General features: G+C 45.2%; 19 protein-coding genes. 9 read left to right on the forward strand and 10 right to left on the reverse strand.

All coding sequences use genetic code 11. From position 1 onward, the window contains the following. Nucleotides 1-98: 98 nt before the first annotated feature. Both R7Z78_RS08465 and R7Z78_RS08470 read left to right on the forward strand, forming a co-directional pair. The gene (locus R7Z78_RS08465; protein WP_021035943.1) at nucleotides 99-1,271 is read left to right on the forward strand and encodes an MFS transporter; all 1,173 of its coding nucleotides are present in this window, start codon (nucleotides 99-101) and stop codon (nucleotides 1,269-1,271) included. 209 nt (nucleotides 1,272-1,480) lie between these two features. Next, nucleotides 1,481-3,043, forward strand: a complete 1,563-nt coding sequence (locus R7Z78_RS08470) for a methyl-accepting chemotaxis protein (RefSeq protein WP_017819900.1) — start codon at nucleotides 1,481-1,483, stop codon at nucleotides 3,041-3,043. 141 nt (nucleotides 3,044-3,184) lie between these two features. Here the strand turns inward: R7Z78_RS08470 and tkt are convergent, their stop codons facing one another. Both tkt and tal read right to left on the reverse strand, forming a co-directional pair. Continuing rightward, entirely contained in the window at nucleotides 3,185-5,176 is a 1,992-nt protein-coding gene (gene tkt / locus R7Z78_RS08475; protein WP_104976220.1) for a transketolase, read from the reverse strand. Nucleotides 5,177-5,301: 125 nt separating this feature from the next. After that, a complete protein-coding gene (tal, locus tag R7Z78_RS08480) occupies nucleotides 5,302-6,252 on the reverse strand; it encodes a transaldolase (RefSeq protein WP_005373488.1) in 951 nt (316 codons plus the stop codon). Nucleotides 6,253-6,718: 466 nt separating this feature from the next. Between tal and R7Z78_RS08485 the strand changes: the two genes are divergently transcribed. Further along, nucleotides 6,719-7,720 carry a sugar-binding transcriptional regulator gene (locus tag R7Z78_RS08485; protein ID WP_005387670.1) on the forward strand — a complete coding sequence of 334 codons (1,002 nt, stop codon included), beginning with the start codon at nucleotides 6,719-6,721 and terminating at the stop codon, nucleotides 7,718-7,720. A gap of 165 nt (nucleotides 7,721-7,885) precedes the next feature. Here the strand turns inward: R7Z78_RS08485 and R7Z78_RS08490 are convergent, their stop codons facing one another. The 5 genes from R7Z78_RS08490 to moeA all read right to left on the reverse strand — a co-directional run bounded on the left by R7Z78_RS08490 (nucleotide 7,886) and on the right by moeA (nucleotide 13,628). Beyond that, nucleotides 7,886-8,716, reverse strand: coding sequence for a sulfurtransferase (locus R7Z78_RS08490; protein WP_054574699.1), 831 nt, complete (start codon nucleotides 8,714-8,716; stop codon nucleotides 7,886-7,888). Nucleotides 8,717-8,845: 129 nt separating this feature from the next. Then, nucleotides 8,846-9,340, reverse strand: a complete 495-nt coding sequence (locus tag R7Z78_RS08495) for a hypothetical protein (RefSeq protein WP_104976219.1) — start codon at nucleotides 9,338-9,340, stop codon at nucleotides 8,846-8,848. A 12-nt stretch (nucleotides 9,341-9,352) separates the two neighbouring features. Then, nucleotides 9,353-11,458: an LruC domain-containing protein gene (locus R7Z78_RS08500; protein WP_104976218.1), complete on the reverse strand. Its 2,106-nt coding sequence runs from the start codon at nucleotides 11,456-11,458 to the stop codon at nucleotides 9,353-9,355. A 175-nt stretch (nucleotides 11,459-11,633) separates the two neighbouring features. Continuing rightward, nucleotides 11,634-12,383 (reverse strand): molybdopterin-synthase adenylyltransferase MoeB, encoded by a 750-nt coding sequence (gene moeB / locus R7Z78_RS08505; RefSeq protein WP_104976217.1) that lies wholly within the window; start codon nucleotides 12,381-12,383, stop codon nucleotides 11,634-11,636. 9 nt (nucleotides 12,384-12,392) lie between these two features. Next, on the reverse strand, nucleotides 12,393-13,628 hold the full coding sequence (gene moeA / locus R7Z78_RS08510) for a molybdopterin molybdotransferase MoeA (protein WP_017635208.1): 1,236 nt from the start codon (nucleotides 13,626-13,628) through the stop codon (nucleotides 12,393-12,395). A 287-nt stretch (nucleotides 13,629-13,915) separates the two neighbouring features. On the opposite strand from moeA, the gene folE reads away from it, so the two are divergent. Then, nucleotides 13,916-14,569 (forward strand): GTP cyclohydrolase I FolE, encoded by a 654-nt coding sequence (gene folE / locus R7Z78_RS08515; RefSeq protein ID WP_005373478.1) that lies wholly within the window; start codon nucleotides 13,916-13,918, stop codon nucleotides 14,567-14,569. Nucleotides 14,570-14,614: 45 nt separating this feature from the next. On the opposite strand, the gene R7Z78_RS08520 is transcribed toward folE, so the two are convergent. After that, nucleotides 14,615-15,562, reverse strand: a complete 948-nt coding sequence (locus tag R7Z78_RS08520) for a TDT family transporter (RefSeq protein WP_017819907.1) — start codon at nucleotides 15,560-15,562, stop codon at nucleotides 14,615-14,617. 261 nt (nucleotides 15,563-15,823) lie between these two features. Further along, nucleotides 15,824-17,227: a H(+)/Cl(-) exchange transporter ClcA gene (gene clcA, locus R7Z78_RS08525; RefSeq protein WP_005373473.1), complete on the reverse strand. Its 1,404-nt coding sequence runs from the start codon at nucleotides 17,225-17,227 to the stop codon at nucleotides 15,824-15,826. Nucleotides 17,228-17,697: 470 nt separating this feature from the next. Between clcA and R7Z78_RS08530 the strand changes: the two genes are divergently transcribed. Further along, entirely contained in the window at nucleotides 17,698-18,312 is a 615-nt protein-coding gene (locus R7Z78_RS08530) for a hypothetical protein (RefSeq protein WP_080996737.1), read from the forward strand. On the opposite strand, the gene R7Z78_RS08535 is transcribed toward R7Z78_RS08530, so the two are convergent. After that, nucleotides 18,293-18,706 (reverse strand): helix-turn-helix domain-containing protein, encoded by a 414-nt coding sequence (locus tag R7Z78_RS08535; protein WP_005387686.1) that lies wholly within the window; start codon nucleotides 18,704-18,706, stop codon nucleotides 18,293-18,295. The two genes, R7Z78_RS08530 and R7Z78_RS08535, sit on opposite strands and share 20 nt — an antisense overlap. A 95-nt stretch (nucleotides 18,707-18,801) precedes the next feature. On the opposite strand from R7Z78_RS08535, the gene R7Z78_RS08540 reads away from it, so the two are divergent. The 4 genes from R7Z78_RS08540 (at nucleotide 18,802) to R7Z78_RS08555 (ending at nucleotide 23,147) form a co-directional block, all read left to right on the forward strand. Further along, the gene (locus tag R7Z78_RS08540; RefSeq protein WP_025767917.1) at nucleotides 18,802-19,710 is read left to right on the forward strand and encodes an aldo/keto reductase; all 909 of its coding nucleotides are present in this window, start codon (nucleotides 18,802-18,804) and stop codon (nucleotides 19,708-19,710) included. Between the two features lie 367 nt (nucleotides 19,711-20,077). Continuing rightward, nucleotides 20,078-21,082, forward strand: coding sequence for a response regulator (locus tag R7Z78_RS08545; protein ID WP_005373466.1), 1,005 nt, complete (start codon nucleotides 20,078-20,080; stop codon nucleotides 21,080-21,082). After that, on the forward strand, nucleotides 21,082-21,519 hold the full coding sequence (locus R7Z78_RS08550) for a PAS domain-containing protein (protein ID WP_005373463.1): 438 nt from the start codon (nucleotides 21,082-21,084) through the stop codon (nucleotides 21,517-21,519). The genes R7Z78_RS08545 and R7Z78_RS08550 overlap by 1 nt, the downstream gene beginning before the upstream one ends. A gap of 86 nt (nucleotides 21,520-21,605) precedes the next feature. Next, nucleotides 21,606-23,147, forward strand: coding sequence for an NAD(P)H-hydrate dehydratase (locus tag R7Z78_RS08555; RefSeq protein WP_104976216.1), 1,542 nt, complete (start codon nucleotides 21,606-21,608; stop codon nucleotides 23,145-23,147). The last annotated feature ends 179 nt before the right edge of the window (nucleotides 23,148-23,326 follow it).

The following is a 23,326-nucleotide window of genomic DNA, read 5'->3' on the forward strand; positions in this document are numbered from 1 at the left end:
CTCTGGCTCTTTTTGTTGAGAATTACTCTCATATCTTTCTATTGTTTCTGCTTTCCTATATGTTATCTGTATACGTTGTAACCAAAAGGAATTTGGAATTGAATCGTAATGTATGGCTTCTATCCCTCTGCCAAGCCTTATTAATGACAGGGAATATTTTACTCATATCTGTTATTGCCCTTATTGGCAAAACACTTGCGCCGTCATCAAGTTTTATCACATTACCAGTTGCACTGCAGTTTTTGGGACTGATGGCCGCGACAATTCCTGCGTCGCTAATTATGGGCAAGTTAGGGCGTCGCCTTGGTTTTAGCCTTGGTAATGTCATTGGCATTTTGGGTGCTAGTCTAGCGACGTATGCATTAAGTCAACAAAACTTCTATCTGTTCTGCATGTCTACGTTTTTGCTTGGTGTTGGTATAGGTTTCGGTACTCTATACAGGTTTGCTGCCATTGAAGTGTGTGAAGAGTCGGCAAGGCATAGGGCGATTTCGATATCTATGGCGGGTGGGGTGTTAGCGGCGATCCTTGGGCCTAATCTGGCCGTGTACTCGCAGCAGTGGTCAGATGATGGCTTATACATTAGTGCATTTGCTGTGCTTGTCGTGCTTTATATAACCGCGTTGGTTGTGCTACAAACCATTCGTTTTCCACCTGCACACACGCAGGCGCTACACGCTAAGGCGGATAAGCTGAGACTGATTATTCGTCGACCTAATTTCATGCTGGCAGTTATCGCGGCAATGGTTGCGTACGCGGTGATGAACATTTTAATGACAGCAACTCCTTTAGCGATGATTGGTTGTGGCTTTGATTTTGATAAAGCGGCGGGAGTGATCGAATGGCACGTGTTGGGTATGTTTGCACCTGCGTTTGTCACGGGCCGTCTGATAGAGCGGTTTGGCGCTAAGAATATGATTTTGGCGGGTGGATTGCTATTTGTTGCTTGTATTGGAATTAATATACATGGAGTGTCTATCTGGCATTTTAGTCTTGCTTTAATCCTGTTAGGAATAGGGTGGAACTTTATGTTTATCGCAGCAACCGGGCTGTTTAGTCAAAGTTATGAAGCGAAAAACAGAAGCAAGGCTCAAGCGTTTAATGAATTCTTCGTGTTCAGTTGTGTCACCATCACCGCATTACTATCTGGTTGGCTTGAGTCTACCGTAGGTTGGCAGAATCTTAATTTGTATGTTCTTCCATTTGTGTTACTCGTTATCGCGATGTTTGCGTTAAAAACGAATAAAAAGCCAGAATCACAAACCGCTTAATTGAGGCTTAATATATAACCCGGCCGATCGTGTCGGGTTTGTTTATTAGCTCAAATCAACAATCTCTTCTTTATCTTTTTATCGATAATGTGAATTCCCACAATAAAAATGTCGATTTGATAAGACTTTTTATCTAACTTTTTGTAATAAAAATAAAAATCCTGTATATATCTTGCCGAAAATCAATAAAAACTAAAGAAGTTTCGTCTATGTCAGCCAATATTTCTCATAAAGCTCAAGAAACTCTCGTGAGGGAGTCTGAGGAACTCGTCTCAACAACGAACTTACAAGGTGTTATTACATATTGTAATGAAGCCTTTTGCCGCGTTGCTGAATACACTCACGAAGAACTTGTCGGTCAGAACCACAATATAGTTCGTCATAATGATATGCCTAAAGCCGCTTTCGGTGATATGTGGGCACGCCTTAAACAAGGTAAAGCCTGGCGTGGAATGGTTAAGAATGCCACTAAGTCTGGCGGTTACTATTGGGTTGATGCTTATGTCACCCCTATCTACGAAGACAACCATGTTGTTGGGTATCAATCAGTGCGCGTGAAACCAAAGCGAGAGTGGGTTGATATTGCGACAAAAGCCTACAAAAGCATGCGTGCTGCAGAGAAGTCTGGTCGAACTTGGTCGTTGAAAATCAATGAAACCATTCGCTATGCGATTCTACTTGGTGCACTAACCGCACCTGCAACCGCATATGCGTTGTCTGTTGAAGGGCCGTTGGCTTGGCTTGCAAGTGCGTTACCTGCAAGTGTTCTGGCTCTGTTATTCCGCCAAGAGTTAATTGATACACCTCAGCAACTTAAAAAGTTACAAAAGCAATATGACAGCGTAAGTCGCTTGATCTATTCCGGTAACACGGCATTTTCGATTGCCGATTTCCATATCAAAATGCTATCCGCAAGAATTCGAACCGTGTTAGGAAGGATGACTGACTCCGCATTGCCTTTGCAGCATTGCGCCGAAGAGCTTAGTCAAACAACGGCAGAAGTCTCGGCTGCATTAAATCAGCAAAATACCGATATTCATCGTGTGCGAGATGCTACCCAAGAGGTGGAGTCGTCGGCAAATTCGGTTTCTTCGAGTACTAATGATGCCCATATGTTGATTGATGATACATTGAAGTCATGCTTGATGGCGAAGGAGACCATCGATCAAACGCACACCAATCTAGCGAAGTTAAGCCTTCAAGCTGAAAAAGCGACGGAAACGACGTATCAACTGAGTGATCAGGCGCAGAAGGTGAACCATTTGATGGAAGAGATTGGTGGGATCGCAGAGCAAACCAATTTACTGGCACTCAACGCGGCGATTGAAGCGGCAAGAGCAGGGGAGCAAGGTCGTGGTTTTGCTGTTGTAGCTGATGAGGTCCGCGCGCTTTCTGGGCGAACATCCAATGCAACTGAACAAATCCAAGCCTCTATCTCCACTATGTTGGCAACGATTCAAAGTTGGCAGAAAGATATTCTGGCAAACAAAGAGCAAACCGATGCCTGTTCTCAAGTAGCAGAACAAAGTGCGTTACGTTTGTCTGAAGTTGAACAGATGATGCAAACCATGAGTGGGCTGATGGTTGATGTAGCAGAAGCGGCGAATAACCAGTTAAAGCTATCTAGTGATGTAAACCAGCACATTCATTCTATCGCTTCGACCGCAGAACAAAACTTGGCAGCAACACATTCAGTTGAGCAAAATAGCCGACAGTTGAAAGACCAAGTACAAGATTTCTATCAGCTCGCACTTCGATTTGAAGACAAATAGTCGTAACGAAAGTTGTGATGTTTATGTCCTGGCTGCGTTTATGCGAATAGGAGCCAGATAAAAGAAAGCCCCGCCATTGCTGGTGGGGCTTTTCAGTTTTCACATTCGCAATAGAGAAAACTGATTATCTTTTTACTGCAATTACGCGAGTAGCTCTTTTGCTGTGTTCACTACGTTTTCAGTCGTGAAACCAAACATTTTGAATAGTTCGCCGGCTGGTGCAGATTCACCGAATGAAGTCATACCAATGATGCGACCGTCGAAGCCTACGTACTTGTACCAGAAGTCAGCAATACCTGCTTCAATTGCGATACGCGCTGTTACGTCTGATGGCAGTACAGCTTCACGGTAAGCGGCGTCTTGTTTGTCGAATGCGTCTGTTGATGGCATTGAAACAACGCGTACTTTCTTACCTTCAGCAGTTAGCTGTGCTGCTGCTTCTACTGCTAGTTCAACTTCAGAACCTGTTGCGATAAGGATTAGCTCTGGCTTGCCTTCGCAATCTTTCAGAATGTAAGCACCTTTCGCGATGTCTGCTACTTGTTCTGCTGTGCGCTCTTGTTGCGCAAGGTTTTGACGAGAGAAGATAAGTGCTGTCGGTGCATCTTTACGTTCAATCGCTAGTTTCCAAGCTACAGCGGACTCAACTTGGTCACATGGACGCCATGTGCTCATGTTTGGTGTTAGGCGTAGCGATGCCATTTGCTCAACTGGTTGGTGAGTTGGACCATCTTCGCCAAGACCGATAGAGTCATGCGTGTACACTTGGATGTTCTGAATTTTCATCAGCGCAGCCATACGCATTGCGTTACGTGCGTACTCCATGAACATTAGGAATGTTGCGCCGTAAGGAACGAAACCACCGTGTAGCGCGATACCGTTCATGATCGCTGTCATACCGAATTCACGTACGCCGTAGTGGATGTAGTTACCAGAGAAGTCGCTTGCTTCTAGAGACTTAGAACCAGACCACATTGTTAGGTTAGAAGGTGCTAGGTCAGCAGAGCCACCCATGAACTCTGGTAGTAGAGCACCAAATGCTTCTAGAGCATTTTGAGACGCTTTACGTGATGCAATGTTTGCTGGGTTAGCTTGAAGATCAGCAATGATTTGGCTTGCTTTCTCTTCCCACTGTGCAGGAAGCTCACCGTTTACGCGGCGTTTAAATTCAGCTGCCAGCTCAGGGTACGCTGCTTCATAAGCTGCAAATTTCTCGTTCCACGCTGCTTCCTTAGCTGCGCCTGTTTCTTTCGCTGACCATTCTGCGTAGACTTCTTGCGGAATTTCAAAAGGACCGTGCTCCCAACCTAGTTCTTTGCGTGTTGCTGCGATTTCTTCTGCACCTAATGGCGCACCGTGACAATCGTGTGAACCAGATTTGTTTGGTGAACCAAAACCGATGATAGTCTTAGTACAGATAAGTGTAGGACGTGGATCCGCTTTCGCTGCTTCAATTGCTGCGTTGATTGCGTCAGCATCGTGACCGTCTACTGCTGGAATTACGTGCCAGCCGTAAGCTTCGAAACGTTTAGGTGTATCGTCAGAGAACCAACCTTCAACGTGACCGTCGATAGAGATGCCGTTGTCATCCCAGAACGCGATCAGCTTGCCTAGACCTAGAGTACCTGCAAGAGAACATGCCTCGTGCGAAATACCTTCCATCAGACAGCCGTCGCCCATGAACACGTAAGTGAAGTGGTCAACGATGTCGTGGCCTTCTTTGTTGAATTGCGCTGCTAGCGCTTTTTCAGCTAGAGCCATACCAACCGCGTTAGTGATGCCTTGACCTAGCGGACCCGTTGTGGTCTCGATACCTGGCGCGTAACCATACTCTGGGTGACCAGGAGTTTTAGAGTGAAGCTGACGGAAGTTTCTCAGATCGTCGATAGACAACTCGTAACCTGCAAGGTGCAGTAGAGAGTAAATCAGCATTGAGCCGTGGCCGTTAGACAGCACGAAACGGTCGCGGTCTGCCCACTCAGGGTTTGATGGGTTGTGGTTTAGATGAGAGCGCCAAAGAACTTCAGCGATGTCAGCCATACCCATAGGTGCACCTGGGTGACCAGAGTTAGCTTGTTGAACACCATCCATGCTTAGCGCACGGATTGCATTTGCTAGATGTTTACGATCCATAGTGATTACTTCTCGATATTTGATTTAAATAGAGGGAACTCGCCGAAACAAGTTCAAATAGAATTTTTTGAAAATAGTGTTGATGGTAAAAGCGAGTAGACGGGCTACTCGCTTTTGGTAAGCAATTAAAGCTTAGCTTCGATCATCGCTTCTAGTTTGCCTTGGTCAACGGCGAAGTTGCGGATACCCTCAGCCAGCTTCTCAACAGCCATTGGGTCTTGGTTATGTTCCCATAGGAATTCAGCGTGAGTCATTGGTGCTGGACGCTCAGCTGCGCCTTTAGAATCAACTAGTTTCTCAACTACTTCACCTTCAGCTGCTTCTAGCTCTGCAAGTAGAGCAGGAGCGATAGTTAGACGGTCACAACCAGCTAGTTCTAAGATCTCACCGATATTACGGAAGCTTGCGCCCATAACTACAGTTTTGTAGCCGTATTCTTTGTAGTAGTTGTAGATCTTAGTTACAGATAGTACGCCTGGATCTTCTTGAGCTTCGAAGTCACGGCCTTCTTTCGCTTTGTACCAGTCCATGATACGACCAACGAATGGCGAGATTAGGAATACACCCGCTTCTGCACAAGCACGTGCTTGAGCGAACGAGAATAGAAGCGTTAGGTTACAGTTGATGCCTTCTTTTTCTAGGATCTCAGCTGCGCGAATGCCTTCCCAAGTTGAAGCCAGTTTGATAAGGATACGGTCGTTAGTGATGCCAGCATCGTTGTACATTTTCACTAGTTGACGAGCTTTCGCTACGCTGCCTTCCATATCGTAAGATAGACGAGCGTCTACTTCTGTAGAGATACGACCTGGGATAGTTTTTAGGATTTCTTTACCGATGTTTACTGCAAGCATGTCACAAGTGTCTTGAACTTGTTGAGCTTTGTCATTGCTCTGTGCTTTAGCGTATTCGATTGAAGCATCGATTAGAGGTGCGTACTCTGCGATTTGAGCGGCTTTAAGGATAAGAGAAGGGTTAGTTGTTGCGTCTTCTGGCTGATACTTTTTAATTGCATCAATCTCGCCAGTGTCTGCTACTACAGTCGTTAGTTTACGAAGTTGCTCTAACTTGTTGCTCATAATCGATCATCCTATTTAAATGGGCTTAAGCGTGATTTTTGTTATCACAGCTTGTGCATTTGCAAGCGAGTTAGCTAACCGTCTCATCGCATTTAATGAGACATCTGCTCAGCCAACTACGGAAAATTTCGTTACCGAACAAATGCTATGAACATTTGATCGATAGCTGAGTAAATGATGTGTCCATATTTATCCTATCTATGCTGAAAGTCAATCGCTGAAATGGACTTATAGTGAACTTCATCAACGTTTTTTTACTGTGTGTTTAGTGGTTAACCCAAATAAACGTTTGCCCTTATTGTTCAAAGCTTGAGCGTTGTCCAAGAGGGTAAAAAATTGTAGTGAGAAAATGTTATTGCGATGAGCAAATGTAGCGTTTAAATTGATAAAGAACATATGCTAAGTCAATGAGCATATGTTCACTTATTGCATACAATATCGATCCTCTTAAAGGGCGAGAGAAACCATGAGCAGTTCTAATCAAGATATTTCCATTGAAAACACGGATTTGTTGACAGAGATTTCCGTCGCGTATTATCAAGACGGTGCGACTCAGGAAGAGATATCGAGAAAATTTGCCATATCACGCGCAAAGGTTGGGCGAATGCTCAAGCAGGCGCGTGATGAAGGCATTGTTGAAATTACCGTTAAATATCATCCGGTGTTCAGCGCCAAGATCGAACAACGTTTGATCGAACGATTCGGCGTTAAGCGCGCGCTTGTTGCTCTTGATCAACCGAATGAAGAAGCGCAACGACTACAGGTATCGGGATTGGTGTCCAATTATCTCACTAGCACGCTCAAAAACGGCATGGTGGTGACGGTCGGACAAGGGCGCAACGTGTCGTCTGTCGCTCACCATATTGGTGTTATTACGCCGCGTGATTGTAAATTTGTGTGTGGCATTGGTGGTATTCATCCGCGTGGCGGTATGTATAACGCCGACCATATTTGTCGTCAGTTGGCGAAGAAATATGGGGGAACCTCTGAAACACTTTATGCGCCGGCTTACGCAGAAAACAGAGAACAGAAGTTGGCCTTTATGCAAAATGCAACCGTGAAACAAACGCTCGACCTAGCACGTAAAGCCGATGTCGCTTTGGTTGGTATTGGTGACATGAGCGAAAACAGTTACATGGTCGACTTAGGTTGGTTTACGCCTGATGAAGTGGTTCAGTCGAGACTTCAACAAGGTGTGGTAGGGGATTTTGCAGGTTATGACTTCTTTGATATTCACGGTAATGTAGCGAACACGGTAATGAGTGACCGAGTAATTGGACTTGGTATTGAAGAGTTTCGGCCGATCTCGGAAGTCATTGCGATCGCAGCTGAGAACAGCAAGCCACTCGCTCTACTCGGAGCATTAAGAACTGGAGCGATAGACGTGATCGCCACGAGCGTTAGCAACGCATTAACCGTGCTCAACTTAGATGAGCAAATGCACGGCAACGCGACATCTGAACGCTAACGGAAATAGTCGGCTTTTGATGTAGTCAGGCTATGAGGGATGACAAATCACTCATAGCCAGTTTCTATTTCGAAACGACAAGTTTGGTTTAGAAGCTGCGTTTAGTTTATTGGAACACACCATCTTTAGATAAACGTAAGATACTTTGTTAAACAGACACTTGTCTTAACGCTCGATAGGTAGAGAGTGGTCAGCACCCCATTCGGTCCAAGAACCGTCGTACACCGACAGATTGTCTAGACCAATTTGATACGCCGCGAGTAATAAAATGCATGCGGTTACACCGGAACCGCAACTAAAAATAATCGAATTGTCACTATCTATCGTTAGTGCGCTAAATATCTGTTGCAACTCTGAGTTTGGTTTAATGTGACCGTTGGTCAAGAGTTCTTGAAACGGTAAGCAAACCGAATTTGGAATGTGCCCACTACGTAGACCTTCTCGTGGCTCAGGCACTTCACCAAGGAATCGTGCTTTGGCTCTGGCATCGATGATGTTGGCACTTTTATTGGTTGAATGAGCAAGAACATCTTGTGCACTCAAAAAGGCATTTTGGTTGAGCTTACCCGCAAAGTTACCTCTTTCGCTTGGTTGCGATAGGGTACTTTCAACAGGGAATCCGGCTTCAATCCAAGCAGGAAGACCGCCATTTAAGACTCGAACATTATCATGTCCCATAGCTTTGAACATCCACCAAGCTCTTGGCGCGGCTAAAGTGCCAGAGTTGTCGTAAACCACAATCAAATCTTCGTTGTTCAAACAGAGTTGTTGCGCACTTTGGTTGAAGCCTTCTTCTGTTGGCATCATATGCGGCAGGGAAGAACCGGGTAAGCAAAAGTCATTGTCGTAATCGAAGCGTAAAGTATTTGGAATCCACTTATCTTGAATCTTTTTGCCTTCAGAAGGGATTTGAAACGCAATACTAGCGTCGAGGAGCTTGACGTTAGGTTGGCCGAGAAGGCTATTGAGTTCATCAGTACTAATCAGTGCTTGCATTGTCTTGAGTTTGCTAGGTGGATAATCTTACTGTTTTACAACAAAAAAATCGCATGTTCAAAAGAACGATGCGATTTTTAAGTTAAAGATTGAAGATTTGTTCTGAAAGACAGCTTTCGATTTACCCAGTTACATGGTCCAAGTGTTGTCTCCTGAAGTAATGACTTTCTGAATTGGGTCACTGCCGTCATAGAACCAAATTTCAACAAGTAGGCTACCTTGGCTATCAGAAACATTAAAGTCGACATTTGCTGTACCATTGTTGAGTGGAACCGATGCGACTTTGCTTGGGTATTTTGCATCGTAGTTACCTGAACTGTTCTCGACGAACTCTTTGTACACGCTTAGGTGCGCTCGTTGAGAAGAGAAACCACTGATGTCTACATTGAGCGTACCTTCCGTCACTGGGTTGTAGCTAAAGCCATCCGGTACTACTAGGTCCTGCATGGTTGCATCTTCTACAGTTACGGTAGTCTCTTCTACGGTTGTTTCTTCCTGTTGGGTAGTGTCTTCCTCTACAACGGTCGTTTGAGCTGGTGGAGGTGGTGTACTGTTACCACCACCGCCGCCACCGCCACAAGCTGATAGTGCTAATCCCATGATGATTGTGATAAGTGCTTTCATAATGTTATCTCCCTATGGAATGTAGCATTTGTTAGGTGTTGGAGCGGTGTGCCAATCTGTGCTTAGTTCGCCACCAGACTCAGCCCAAGTTTGGAATTGAGGGTATGCATCGACCATGTCTACACGCTCTAGCGGCCAATCCCAATCCTCTACTATCAACAGTGCCCAAGGTAAGTTGTTTGCTGTTTTGAAGTACACACCTTGTGCAGGGTCACTTGCATCGACGCCGACACCGAAGAGGTTTTGGTCATCAAACTGTTCTGTTGGTGCTTGGTCTGCTAAGTGAACTTCCCATTTACGACCTGGTTGGAAGGTAATCCCGTCGCCATGGTAAGTCCCCGGCGTTGCGAAGATGAACGGGTCGTATGGCATGGCTTGAATGGCTGAACGGTCAGAGCCTTCGGTGAAGTACACATTCAAGGTAAAGGTGAGTGAAACGTTATCATCACAGCCAGACTCGGTACGGAAGTAGCTACAGCTGCTCGCCGCGTGTGTGCTTAAGTCTTCACTGATGATGAAAATGGCTTCATCAGAAATACTTTCCAAGCCATTAGATGCTTGCTCTACACCATTGAAGGATAGCGTCGTTAATCCATTTTCAATCGAGCTTCTCAATACACCCGGTAGTCGGATTGCGAAGCCATTTTTGTAGCTTGCGCCGTAAGCCGCTAGGTCACCTGTAATCTGAATATTCTCAACATGACCAGCAAGACTGGTTTCAGTGATGCGGAATTTCACGACCACATCGTTCATGTCGTAGTCTGCAGTGTATGGCCAATTATCTTCATAAGCCACGGTGGCGTAATCTTCTGCACTCGGGAAATATTCCACTGAGTAGCCATTACCAGTGATAGTAATTGGGTAATCTTCCACCTCACCAGATGTCGAACCACCATCGTAGTTTAATCCGGTTTGTTGGCTAAAGCGGAATCGACTCCAGCTTGAACCTTCCGTTGCAGCGGTTGAAACGACAAACGGTAGGGGATTATTACCCGCAGACAGTAATTGGTCAGTAAAGACCTGTTCGCCTTCATCATCAAAGTCACCATCGCGGTTCCAGTCAAACCATGCTGATAGGTAGCCAGAAGTAGAAGCTGTCACATTCACAATTGAGCTTAAGCCTGGATCAAGTGCGGATACAAAACCAACACCATCTTCATCGGCTGTGCCCACAGAGTTGTCGTTTGCTTGACCGTCGGCATCACCGTCTGGAGCGACGGAACCAAGCCAAGTTACACCGTCCACTTCGTGACGAGGGCCGTTTGACGCAAGTGTTGTGTGGTAGCTGTCTGGAGCATCACCGAAATCAATTGGCTCGTCTTCGTTAATCACCGGAGCATTTGCACAACGTGCACCGTCATTTTGGCTTGAGCTTGGACCGTTGGATACAAACTCAACCGCAGGAACGATACCTGCTGCGATATTGGCTGCGTTACCTTCCGAAAGGTCAACGCGATAGATTTTGCCATCTTGGTTACGTGACACATAGTAGTTGCCGTTTACATCGAAGTAGCCAGCACCAAATGTGCCTTTCTCACCTGTGTCACCTATCGCAGTTGCGCTACCATTTGATGGGTTGAACTGGTATAGCACTCCGGAGTTATTGTCGATGCCGTAAAGGGAACCATCGCCTGGATGGAATGCAAAGTCGGTCAGGTTCACTGTCGCTGTTGAGCTAATTTTCACGATGCTCAATGTCGCATTTGGTTTAGAATCGAGCGGAGAAAGGTCAATGGAGAAAAGTCCTTTGCCTTTGCGGTACAAGTAGTAGACGTGGTTGTAAACGTCACCTACGTAAAACGTGTGGTCGGTAGGAAGGCCCGAAACATCAAGCGTTTCTGCTTGGAAGTCTTTACCAAGACGAACAATCTTTTTGTTTGTGGTGTCGTAGCCGTAGATATAACGGTCAGTGAAGTTAAAGCCTACACCGTTGATGCCCGAAGCCAAACCTGTGTCGTCCTCTAAAAGAGTCGTAGAGCCTGTAACCAAATTGACGCCATAGATTTGAACCGGGGTTGATTGGAATAGGTATGCTTGGCTTGGGCACGTATCAAATGGCGCCGCTTGTGCGTAAGCGCTCGCTATTAGAGACCCAAGTAGTAGTGATGTCCTTTTCATAATTCGCCCTCTCATTGGTTCGTGATATATGCAATGAAAGGAATGTGCCAACTTTTAAGTTGTTGAATTTTATAGAGCTAAGATTTGTAAGAAGAAGGGTTGTAAATCTGATTGTCAAAATGAGAAAAAGCCCAACATCGAGTTGGGCTTTTTGGGAATGATTAGAGGTATAGAACTAACTACAAACCGGACAGGAGGGCATTTTCATCAGATTCATTTCTCGCCAAGACATGCTGAGCGCATCCAAAATCAGAATTTTTCCTTTCTTTGGTTGGCCGTAATCAGCAATCACTTTAATCGCTTCCATCGCTTGCACTGCGCCAACAATACCCACAACAGGCGCCATTACTCCGGCTTCGACACAACTTAGCGCATCGCTGCCGAAGAGGGCACTTAAGCACTGGTAACATGGTTGCGCTGGATCATCGTAAGTAAACACACTCACTTGGCCTTCCATGCGAATGGCCGCGCCTGAAATCAGCGGTGTTTTGGTCGCAAAACATAGGCGGTTAAGTTGATTGCGCGTATCGACGTTATCTGATGCATCGACAACAATAGTGTGCTGCTTAATCAGACTCTCTAACGCGGTATCATCAAGACGTTTTGCGATGGTATCTACAATAATGTGCGGGTTAAGTTCGTGCAGTGCATCGGCCGCCGATTCGACCTTCTTACGACCAATATCCGCATCGTGGTGCAGAACTTGTCGCTGAAGATTAGACAACTCGACGATATCATCATCAATCAGCGTAATTTTACCGACACCAGCAGTGGCCAAATATTGGCTTGATGCGCAGCCTAAACCGCCAGCACCAAGCATCAGTACCGATGCTTGTTTGAGTGCTTCTTGCCCATCAAAGTCGAATTGACGAAGAATGATTTGGCGGTTGTAACGCAACATTTCCTGATCGGAAAGAATGTCCACAACGTCTTCCTAGTAAAGGGTTGAGTTGAATAGTTGAATCTGAACCGTTTCGCCCACTTCAACTCGGCCGCGTTCACGTTCTAATACAACAAAACAGTTCGCTAGGCTCATTGAGCGGAATGCACCAGAGCTTTGGTTACCGGTTGTTTCAACGACAAACTTGCCATCTTCCAATGTATAGATACCACGTTGGTAATCGGTACGACCTGGCGCTTTCTTAAAGGCGGTTTTGGTTGTTGCTGGAATAGATTCGGGTGCTTTCCATTCTGTATGGCCTGCAAGTTTTGCCAGCATTGGTTGAACAAGTACGTACATAGTAAGAACTGCAGAAACAGGGTTACCCGGCAGCCCACAGAACCAAGCTGTACTTAGCTTACCAAATGCGAAAGGTTTACCCGGCTTGATTGCTAACTTCCAGAAACCGATTTCACCAAGCTCTTCAAGAATGTCTTTGGTGTAATCCGCTTCGCCCACACTAACACCGCCTGAGGTCACAACCACATCTGCCAATGTTTGCGCTTGTTCAAAGGTTGCTTTCAGAGTCTCTGGGCAATCTGGAATGATACCAAGATCAACGGCTTCACAACCGAAGTTCTCGATAAGTGGTTTAATACCGTAACGGTTGCTGTCGTAGATCTGACCTTCGTCTAGCGGTTCGCCCAGTGGTTTAAGTTCATCACCAGTAGAGAAGAAAGCAACTTTTGGCTTACGTACTACTGTCACATGGCTAACACCAAGCGACGCAATCATCGGAATATCGCGAGGTGTCAAACGTGCACCTTTTGCCAGTACGATGTCGCCTTGTTTGATGTCGTCACCTGTTGGGCGGATGTTGTTTTGTGGCTTCACGTCGGTTTGGTTGAACTGAATGCCAGCATCTGTTACTTCAGTGTTTTCTTGCATGATAACGGCATCACAACCCTGTGGGATTTTTGCGCCAGTCATGATGCGAACACAGGTACCTTGAGGCCATTCACCTTCAAAAGGTTGTCCTGCAAATGATTTACCTGCCAGAGGCAATACAGAAGATGACTCAAGATCTTGAATGCGAATAGCGTAGCCATCCATTGCTGAGTTATCGAATGGCGGTACGTGAATAGGAGACAGGATGTCTTCTGCCAGTACAAAACCGAGTGCTTCAGCAAGTGGAAGAGAAAGCGTTGTTTGGATAGGTTTGATTCGCGATAACATTTTGTCCATCGCTTCTTCAATTGGCATCAAGCCAGGTGCGTCGCAGCAGCCCATTGAGAAAATCCTGTGTTCTTTTGTTTTGTGGCAACTTTACCATAAAAGGGGACTGAGTAAGAATGTCCACCTATAAAATATGGGTGTAATTATTCAAAAATCCGAGTATCCTTGTCAGCCATCCAAAAGGGGTAAAAAACCTGCGGAGCTCAAGAAAATCAGCTCAGTACCTTCATCTGATGTGACTTGGTGTAAAGACACGAACTGAGCAACTCAAAGCGAAAAGTATGAATGCAATTTTGATTGGGTTTGTACGAAGGCTGAAGTAAAACAAAAGAGGAAGTGGAATGTCAGGTCTGAGCGAGTCAGCGAAGTTAGTAAAAGAAGCGCTAGAGCAACGCGGTTTGGAAACGCCAATGCGTCCAAACAACGTAAGTCGTGAAGAGAAGAAAGAGAAGATCGAACACCACATGCGTGAGATCTTAGGTCTACTTCAACTTGACCTTACCGACGATAGCCTAGAAGAAACCCCTCACCGCATTGCTAAGATGTACGTTGACGAAATCTTCTCTGGTCTGGATTACTCCAACTTTCCTAAAATCACAGTGATTGAGAACAAGATGAACGTGAGCGAGATGGTTCGCGTGAAGGACATCACCGTAACCAGTACTTGTGAACACCACCTTGTGACCATTGATGGCAAGGCCGCTGTGGCTTACATTCCACGTGGAAAGATCATTGGCCTGTCAAAGATCAACCGTATCGTTCGCTTCTTTGCTCAGCGTCCACAAGTACAAGAGCGTATGACTCAGCAGATTCTTGTTGCACTTCAAACGCTGCTTGAGTCCGATGATGTGGCAGTGACGATTGACGCAACACACTACTGCGTGAAATCTCGCGGTGTGATGGATGCAACTAGCGAAACGACAACAACTGCATTGGGTGGCATCTTCAAGAGCAACCCAGCAACGCGTGCCGAATTTCTGCACGGTTTACGCTAGGTAACTAAGCAAGTTTCTAAGAGGATGGCAAACGCCATCCTTTTTTTATACTTGTTTAGAAAATGACTTCATGATTTCTGGCCAATACATTTTGACGTAACCTGCCGATACCCAAACAACCAATACAGTCGCGATACTGAGCTCTAGAAAACCAAAGTCGTGTAGCCAGTGCCAGTGAGGGTGCGATTCGGCAAAAAAAGAGGTTAAGCGATGCATTGCGATAGCGCTGATCACGGAAGGAAAGGTTACTGCCGCGATAGAAGGTTGAAACTTCAAGCGAAGTAAGCGGAAGTAACATAAGTAGATCAATAAAGTCATAGTGATGGCGATCCCGGCCAATGCGCCTGTCAGTATCGGATCAGGTAAGGGAAAGTTCACCAAGTATGCTGCTAATGACAAGTTTACCGGCGCGGCCATAATCGCGAGGGTCGGTCTTGCTCGCCTTGGTAGAGAGCCGAAAAACACCAAACGATACAACACGAGTGGCAGCATGAAGAAATAAATGCCGATGCACATCATCGCTAATGTTTCGGAGAATAAGTTGTGACCTAGTTGAGAACCGGCTAGTGAACTACTGATTAGCCCCACCGGATAAAGAAACCAACTCGGTACGATATTGGACATTTTGAAGTTCATTAGCTGAAAGCTAAAAAACAGCACCATCATAGTAAAATGCAGCAAAAGCGCCATAAACCAAAGTGGATAAGCGATGATAGGCGCTACAGCGGCAAGATAATCTGCAAGGATCAGTAACGCCATACTCATTGGTGCCATTAAACTACCACTCAGTGGGTGACGAATGTCGACCATGAATAATCGTGGATTAGCGGCATATTTTATGAGTACAGGGGCGAGTAAAAGTGCGCCGAGTGACGCCAAAAATGGACGTATCGGTTCACCAATCTCAGGAACATAGAGTGCCCAAGCTTGCCCTAAACCTATCATACCTAGTGCCAACGCGGCTTGAGACGGCGGGACACTATAAAACTGCACAAGTCTTCTCCAGTTCAAATCTACTCCATTTGATTTTTGCCTGAATGAAACGAAACATGACGATTTGGATGAAATGCTCTATTTAAGTAGCGAATACTAACAAGTATGGAGAGGGGTTTCTCATGAAAGGTGGTGAGCAAATATCAGAGAATGATAATTTTGTGAGTTTGGTATCGAATATTTGGGAAAAGATGTAAAAATGCAGAGTTTATCGCTCCAAACTCTTCGATAGTCTGGAGCGAAGTGATAACAAAGAGAATGTTATGTTGATTGATTCTCCGGTAGATCCTGTTGGCGTAACTTTTCGTTTTTGATTGTGCGATGCAGCAGCTGGCTGTAAATAGGTTGTCCACCCAACAATTGAGCAATAATCACAGCGCCCAAACAAGTAATGATCAATGGCAGGATTAAGTAGTAGTTATTCGTCATTTCAATCACTAACAGAATACCTGTAATCGGTGCACGTACCGTCGCAGCAAACAGGGCACCCATGCCTGCAATCGCAAATACACCAGGCTCGATATCAAGCGCAGGGAGCAAGACATCAGCACTTGCTCCGAACGCATAACCAAATAAGGTTCCCAGAGCAAGCATAGGTGCAAAGATGCCTCCCGGCGCACCAGAACCAAAACAGAGCAGGGTTGTAATTACACGACCAAAGAAAAGCAAAACTAAAATGGATACCGAGTAGTTACCGTTAGTAATGTCAGGAATAAGGCCGATACCACCACCAGTTAGTTGGGGTACGTACAAAAGAAGCAAGCCAAACACGCCTCCCAGTAACGAACCTACAATCAAGTAGCGCTTACGATCGTTTTTGTGAATTGCGACAAAACTGTCTTGTGCCACGGTAATCAGTTTATTGAAGATCACGCCAAACACGCCAAACAATGCGCCAAGCAATAAAAACAGCCATAGGGTTTGAAGCTCTGGCGACTGGTATTGCGGCATAGTGATAACGGCGTCTTGCCCGTTGATGGCGCGAAACACTATGTTCGCCATAATGGCAGAAATGATCACTGCGCGAATTGAGATCAAAGAGTAGCGAAACTGAGGTCGCATTTCCTCCACAACGAACATAATGCCTGCGAGTGGGGCATTAAAAGCCGCAGCCAAACCGCCAGCAGCACCAGAAGCGAGCAGGGAGTGGCGGGTATCGTCATCCTTTACCCGGAATATATCGGTCACCATTCGACCTACAGCACCACCCATTTGAACGGTTGGGCCTTCACGACCCAGCACCATACCTGAGCCAAGTGCGCCCATGCCGCCGAAGAATTTTACTGGTAGAACTCGCCACCAGCGCACTGGACGAATATTATCCATTGCCCCTTCGATTTCAGGAATACCAGAACCTGCCGCTTCTGGCGCAAAGCGGTGCACAAGAAAATAGCCAATAAAAGCTAAAAGTGCGCTAATGAGAACCGCTGCCAGCCACAACGGTAGAACATTACCAATTTCGCTTCTTAACCATTCTGTTCGTGTTTCAGAAACGAAATGAACGGCAAGCTCGAAATACGTACCGACAAAACCAGCCAACGTACCCACAATGGCGGCCATAATGAGAACAGAAAATGGTGTTGACCCTCGAGAGACAAACTGGTTAATCGCATCTTTCGGTACGTGCGCCAACACAGATTTCACAATTCTCTCGCGTTTGGTCATTAACAAGCTCTCCTGTTGCTGGGGGAAGGGACGAAAGAAAGTATACGCTTCGCAGAGTCTAGACCTAATCAATAAAGATGCAATTTAGCTTTTCACTATTGAGTGTTCGAAGTGTCGCGATATTATTCATTCACTCAGATTGTGCTATTGCTCTCATAATTTAGGATAAAAAACTTGTTTTTTGAGAAAAATGAACCATGCTTTAATTGTAAAGCAACATGACTGCTTCAGAAGGAGGGATGTGAGGTTTTACACACAATTTGGATGGATTCAAACCCTACGGTAAGTCCTCGTTTTATGTTCGGGATGCATCAATAGACATCGCCGATTCGCACACTCACGATTGAGTAACGAGGTAGAGGCGCACGAACATGTGCGCCTTCTTAATTTCTGCGTTATAACTTTCATCACCATAACTTTCATCGCCACCTGCCACTATTTTTCTCTTGAACATTTTCTTGCAGTTAGTAATGTCTTGGTTCGATGTCAACCAACTAGAGCAGTGCATGCGCTTTTATCTTCGACTCTTACTTTCTTTATGTTGTTGTTCGGTAACGTTTCCGGCACTTTCAACGCCGAGCTGGTGGCAAGACACGTTGTCAGCAATGCCATATTCCAATTTAAAAGAACGTATAGAAAAAAGTGGAAGCTGGTATGGTTGCGAAGTGCAGTTGCGAGACAACTCAACGTTTATCAACGCATTTTGTTTGGATGATTTTTCGTACTACCAGCAGCACTTGTATGGTGAAGTGATTTTGAGAAGAGAAAGTGCTCAGTTCTCGTTTCTTACTGAATACGAGTGGCAGCGTCTGAATGACTTACTTCTCAACTTAAGAAAGGATGGGTTAGTTTTACGCAGAGTCACTATCGGAAAAGAGCAATATGATGTCGTTGAAGCTCTGGAAAAGAAATCTTCCGAGCTTGTCGATAAAGAAGTTATTTTGTTGATGAACCGCTATCCACAAGAAACGATTCGAAGTTTGCTTTGGGTAAAACCGGACGAGTTTCTGACGCCATCACCGTCCTTAAATGTGCACTTGCGCAGTGATGGCGAAATTATCGAGGTCAAAGTGACTCGTTTTTAGATTCTTTATGGAGAGATAGGAAGGTCGCCATTGCTGATTCATCCAAAAAACCATCCGATTTTTTGTGAGCGCGCAGGTATTGATATCCTGCAATTAGCTTGCGGTGTAGCTCTTCTGCATCGTCTGACAACGGCTGATTCATAACGTGTTGAAAGGCAAGTTTGTACGCATCCATATCCACGACTTCAGCACGGCGATATAAATAACCGCATCCCGTTGCTAACCATTCGAGAGAGCAATTGGCGCGCATTGCAATTTGATTTGCTTTAGTTAGGCTAGGTTCACTGCCTTTAAGGTATTTGCGTATTAAAGCTTCAGACACATCGACGCGTCGAGCGAACCCGCTGATGCTTTCTTCTCCGATCAGGGTGGCTAGGCGTTGGGCAAAAGACATATTTCGTACTCCAGTTCGAATTGCGAAAGTTTACCCGTTGAGCCGGTACGAAAACAAGACTACGATGAATGCAGATCAATTGAAGGAGAAAACCCATGGTTGCAAAAGTAGTAACTGCACCAAAAGGCCCAGAGTTCTCAGAGCTGGTTCAAGGATATTGGCGTGCAGTTGAGTGGGGAATGACGGCTCAAGAGCGTTTGTCATTCCTCAAGCAACACATTGAGTTAGGCATTACGACAGTCGATCACGCCGACATCTACGGTAATTACGAGTGTGAGGCGTTGTTTGGTGAAGCGCTAGCTTTAGACAAGAGTGTTCGTGAACAAATTCAGATCGTGACGAAATGCGACATCAATTTGTGTGGCGATAAAACGCCAGAGCGTAAGATCAATCACTACGACACGAGCTCAGCACATATCTACCAATCGGTGAATAACTCGCTAGAACGTTTGAATGTGGATGAAATCGACGTACTTTTAATTCATCGTCCTGACGTGTTAATGGATGCAGACGAGGTTGCAGAAGCATTTTCTGAGCTTCACAAAGTCGGCAAAGTGAAGCACTTTGGTGTGTCTAACTTCACTCCACGCCAGTTTGAACTGCTGCAATCTCGCTTAGGTAAGCCGTTGGTTACTAACCAAGTGGAAATCAACCCACTTAACTTTGAGGTTGCTCACGATGGAACGCTTGATCAAATGCAAATGTTGCGCACGCGACCAATGGCTTGGTCTTGCCTCGGTGGTGGTTCAATTTTTAGCGGTGAAACTGAGCAAGCTGTTCGTGTCCGTAACGAATTAGAAGCAATTCGTGAAGAAGTGGGCGCAGCGAGTATTGACCAAGTAATTTATGCCTGGGTACGTCGTTTGCCATCTAACCCTATTCCAATCATTGGTTCTGGTAAAATCGAGCGTGTGCAAACTGCAGTTAATGCATTGAACATCGAACTTACTCGAGAGCAATGGTATCGCGTATGGGTGGCTTCTAAAGGCCATGGTGTGCCATAGAATTGATATCTTATCGATGAAATTATTATTAAAGGCATCCTCTAGCAGGGTGCCTTTTTAGTTTTAGCGCGTTACTGTTTACCCATTATGGAAATGGAAAGAATGAAATTCGAGCAAAAATGGGCTTTGGATGTTAGATGCAACTTTTTGCTTACTTTGGGTGGAGGAGTTTTACCCATGTTTGTTTTATGTCACTAAACAGCGAATGTGATGCTTGCTTTTTAGTCATTTTGTTCACTCATTCATTCATATTGCGTATGCTTATTGAATAATAAAGAAATAAAAAACTCGTCAGTTTTCTCGTATTACATGCTGTAACAATCTGTTAGACTCCGGCGCAGATTGTGGAATTTAAAAAGGTGATTGAATGTCTTTTCCCGTACTCATCTGTGATGATTCAGCGTTAGCACGCAAACAGATGGCGAGATCACTACCAGCCACATTGAATGCCGATATTACGTTTGCTATCCACGGAAAAAACGCGCTAGAAGAACTCGAAAAAAACGAGTTTAAATTGATGTTTCTTGATTTGACCATGCCAGAAATGGATGGCTTTGAAACACTAGAGCACATGCAACGGTTGGGGGATAAAACTCCGGTGGTTGTTGTGTCGGGGGATATCCAACCTAAAGCGAAAGAGCGTGTGTTCGCACTGGGTGCAAAAGCGTTTATTCAAAAACCGATCGCCAAAGATGAACTCAAGAAGGCGCTTAAAGAGTTGGTCGAGCCAGAACCTCGCCCTCAAATTATCACGCCTGTCTCTATTGAGTTACCGATTTTACGTCGTCGCGATATTTACATGGAAGTGGCTAACGTTTCAATTGGTCGAGCAGCCGATGCGTTGGCGCGTCACTTTGATGTGTTTGTGCAACTACCTCTGCCGAACGTCAATATCTTTGAAGTGAGCGAACTTCACATGGCCCTACGCGACTTGGCGTCGCATGACAACGTATCGGGCGTTTGTCAGGGATTTTGTGGCGAAGGTATTGCTGGCGAAGCGCTAGTGATTTTGAGTGATTCAAGCGTATCTGATCTCAAAAAGTTGATGAAAGTACCAGCAGACAGCGAAGAGCTAGAAGAGCTTGAGCTGCTAATGGATATTTCTAATATTTTGGTGGGGTCGTTCTTAAATGGTTTAGGCGAGCAGTCTGAAGTCCGATTCTTCCAAAGTCCACCGGTACTCCTTGGTCAGCACATCTCAATTGACTCGATCATTGAATCTACAACTGGAGCATTCAGCCGCACGATGACATTCGAAGTGAGCTACAACATTGAAGGAACGTCGATTCGTTGTGACTTGTTGTTTATGTTTGTGGACGAATCCTTGCCGCTGCTTGATAACAAACTGTCTTATCTAATGGAGGAGTTCTAATGTTGAATATGCCAGCAGAGTTTGAACAATTCCATTGGATGGTGGATATGGTACAAAACGTTGACATGGGCTTAGTGGTCATTGATCGAGATTACAATGTACAGGTCTGGAATGGGTTTATGACTCATCACAGTGGTTTGCAGTCTCATGATGCGATAGGTCGTTCTATATTTGATATCTTCCCTGAAATCCCACAGGAGTGGTTTAAATTAAAAACAAAACCAGTGTATGACCTAGGCTGTCGCAGCTTCATCACATGGCGACAACGACCTTACTTATTCTGCTGTCGCAATGTTCGACCAGTTACGCAGCAAGCGGAGTTTATGTACCAGAATGTTACGTTGAACCCAATGCGCACACCGACTGGAAAAATCAACTCGTTGTTTTTGTCTATACAAGACGCGACGGCTGAAGCTCTGATGTCTCAGAATCAATAGCGATAAAAAACTTTCTCAAAAGCCAAGGTCCGCCTTGGCTTTTTTGTATACTTATAATTGTGTTTCCCAATGCGTAGAACGTGAATATGGACTTTAATCTCGCCCTAAAACTCTACACTGCAGAGCAAGTAAAAAACGGTGAAACGCTGGCTGCGCAAATGGCTGGTGTTTCTATGTATAGCTTAATGCAACGCGCTGGTATGGCCGTGTATGAGCGCTTTTTACATCTGTATCCTAAATCAAAAAATATCTTAGTGATTTGCGGTAAAGGGAATAACGGTGGCGATGGTTACGTATTTGCATCTCTTGCGAAACAAGCTCAACTCAATGTACATGTTTTCCAAATTGGTGATGTATCTGTGCTAAAAGGTGATGCTTTGCGCGCATACCAAGACTGGCAGTCAATCGACGGTGTTAACAATGATTGGGATGAATGGAATACCGCATTGCTAGAAGCAGATGTGATCATCGATGCCATGTTAGGCACTGGTTTAAGCGGTGAGGTTCGTTCGGAGTATCGTCGCTATATTGACCAAATTAATCAAATTCATACCCCTGTGATTGCAGTCGACGTTCCTTCTGGTCTGTGTGCTAATACAGGTGCAGTTTTAGGTGATGCTATTCGTGCCGAGCATACTGTAACCTTCATTGGGGTTAAACAAGGCTTATGCACTGGACAAGCGAGAGATCGAGTTGGCGAGCTCTACTTTTGTGGTTTAGGCGTCAATACTAAGTTTGATACTATCGAAGTAGAAAGTGCATTAGGTATTGATCATCAGGTTGTTTCAAGATTAATGCCCAAGCCAAATCCAACGGTCCATAAAGGTGACAACGGGAAGTTGCTTTGTGTTGGTGGCAATCAAGGGATGTCTGGAGCGATTCGTTTATGTTCCTCCGCTGCGATTAGAGCCGGAGCGGGTTTAACTGCCGCAATTACTCACACGAGTAGCCTTATTCCACTGCAGGTTGGTTGCCCAGAAGTAATGAGCCAGAGCATCACCGCTGACTTACTCAGGGATACTGAGAACGACTTAACTAAACGCATTCGCTGGGCTGACGTATTAGTGTTTGGTCCTGGCTTTGGAGATGATGAGTGGGCTTATCAAGCCTATCAATATCTGGCTCAAGAGCAGAAACCTAAAGTTGTTGATGCTGATGGCCTCAATATTCTAGCGATGCTGAGCCAGCGGTGCGATGTCACTCTGGTTTGCGACAACCATCGAGTGATCACGCCGCATCCTGGAGAGGCAGCTCGACTACTAAATGTAACCATTCAACAAATAGAAAGTGACCGATACTCTGCGGCAAGACAACTGCAAGAGCGTTATGGCGGTGTAGTGGTTTTAAAAGGCGCGGGGACGCTTATTTACGATGGAACGAGAATGTACGTCTGTCTAGCGGGTAACGCCGGAATGGCGACGGGGGGAATGGGAGATGTGTTATCTGGAGTCATTAGTGCATTACTAGCCAAAGGTTTACCAATTTCTGTTGCCGCACGTTTAGGTGTGGTACTTCACAGTCATGCTGCTGATATAAACGTGAGTCAGAATGGTCAAATTGGTCTTTTGGCAAGTGATGTCGTTAGCACTCTTCGTACCGCTATCACCCAAGAGCTCTATCGAGTTTAATTAGATTTCATGCATTTTTGAGAAAATTGGTCGATTTTTTTGAGTACTTTTTTACGAATTAGCAGGGCATCTTAGTATTAGGTGATTGAGTTTTAGGCAGATTTGAGAGGTGATGCGTTTTAATTTTTAAGATATGACGCAAAGGTTTGCGCAATGGGTTAACTTAAGTGCTTTCTCAA

This window comes from Vibrio sp. 1167, assembly GCF_033340375.1.
Lineage (GTDB): Bacteria > Pseudomonadota > Gammaproteobacteria > Enterobacterales > Vibrionaceae > Vibrio > Vibrio alginolyticus.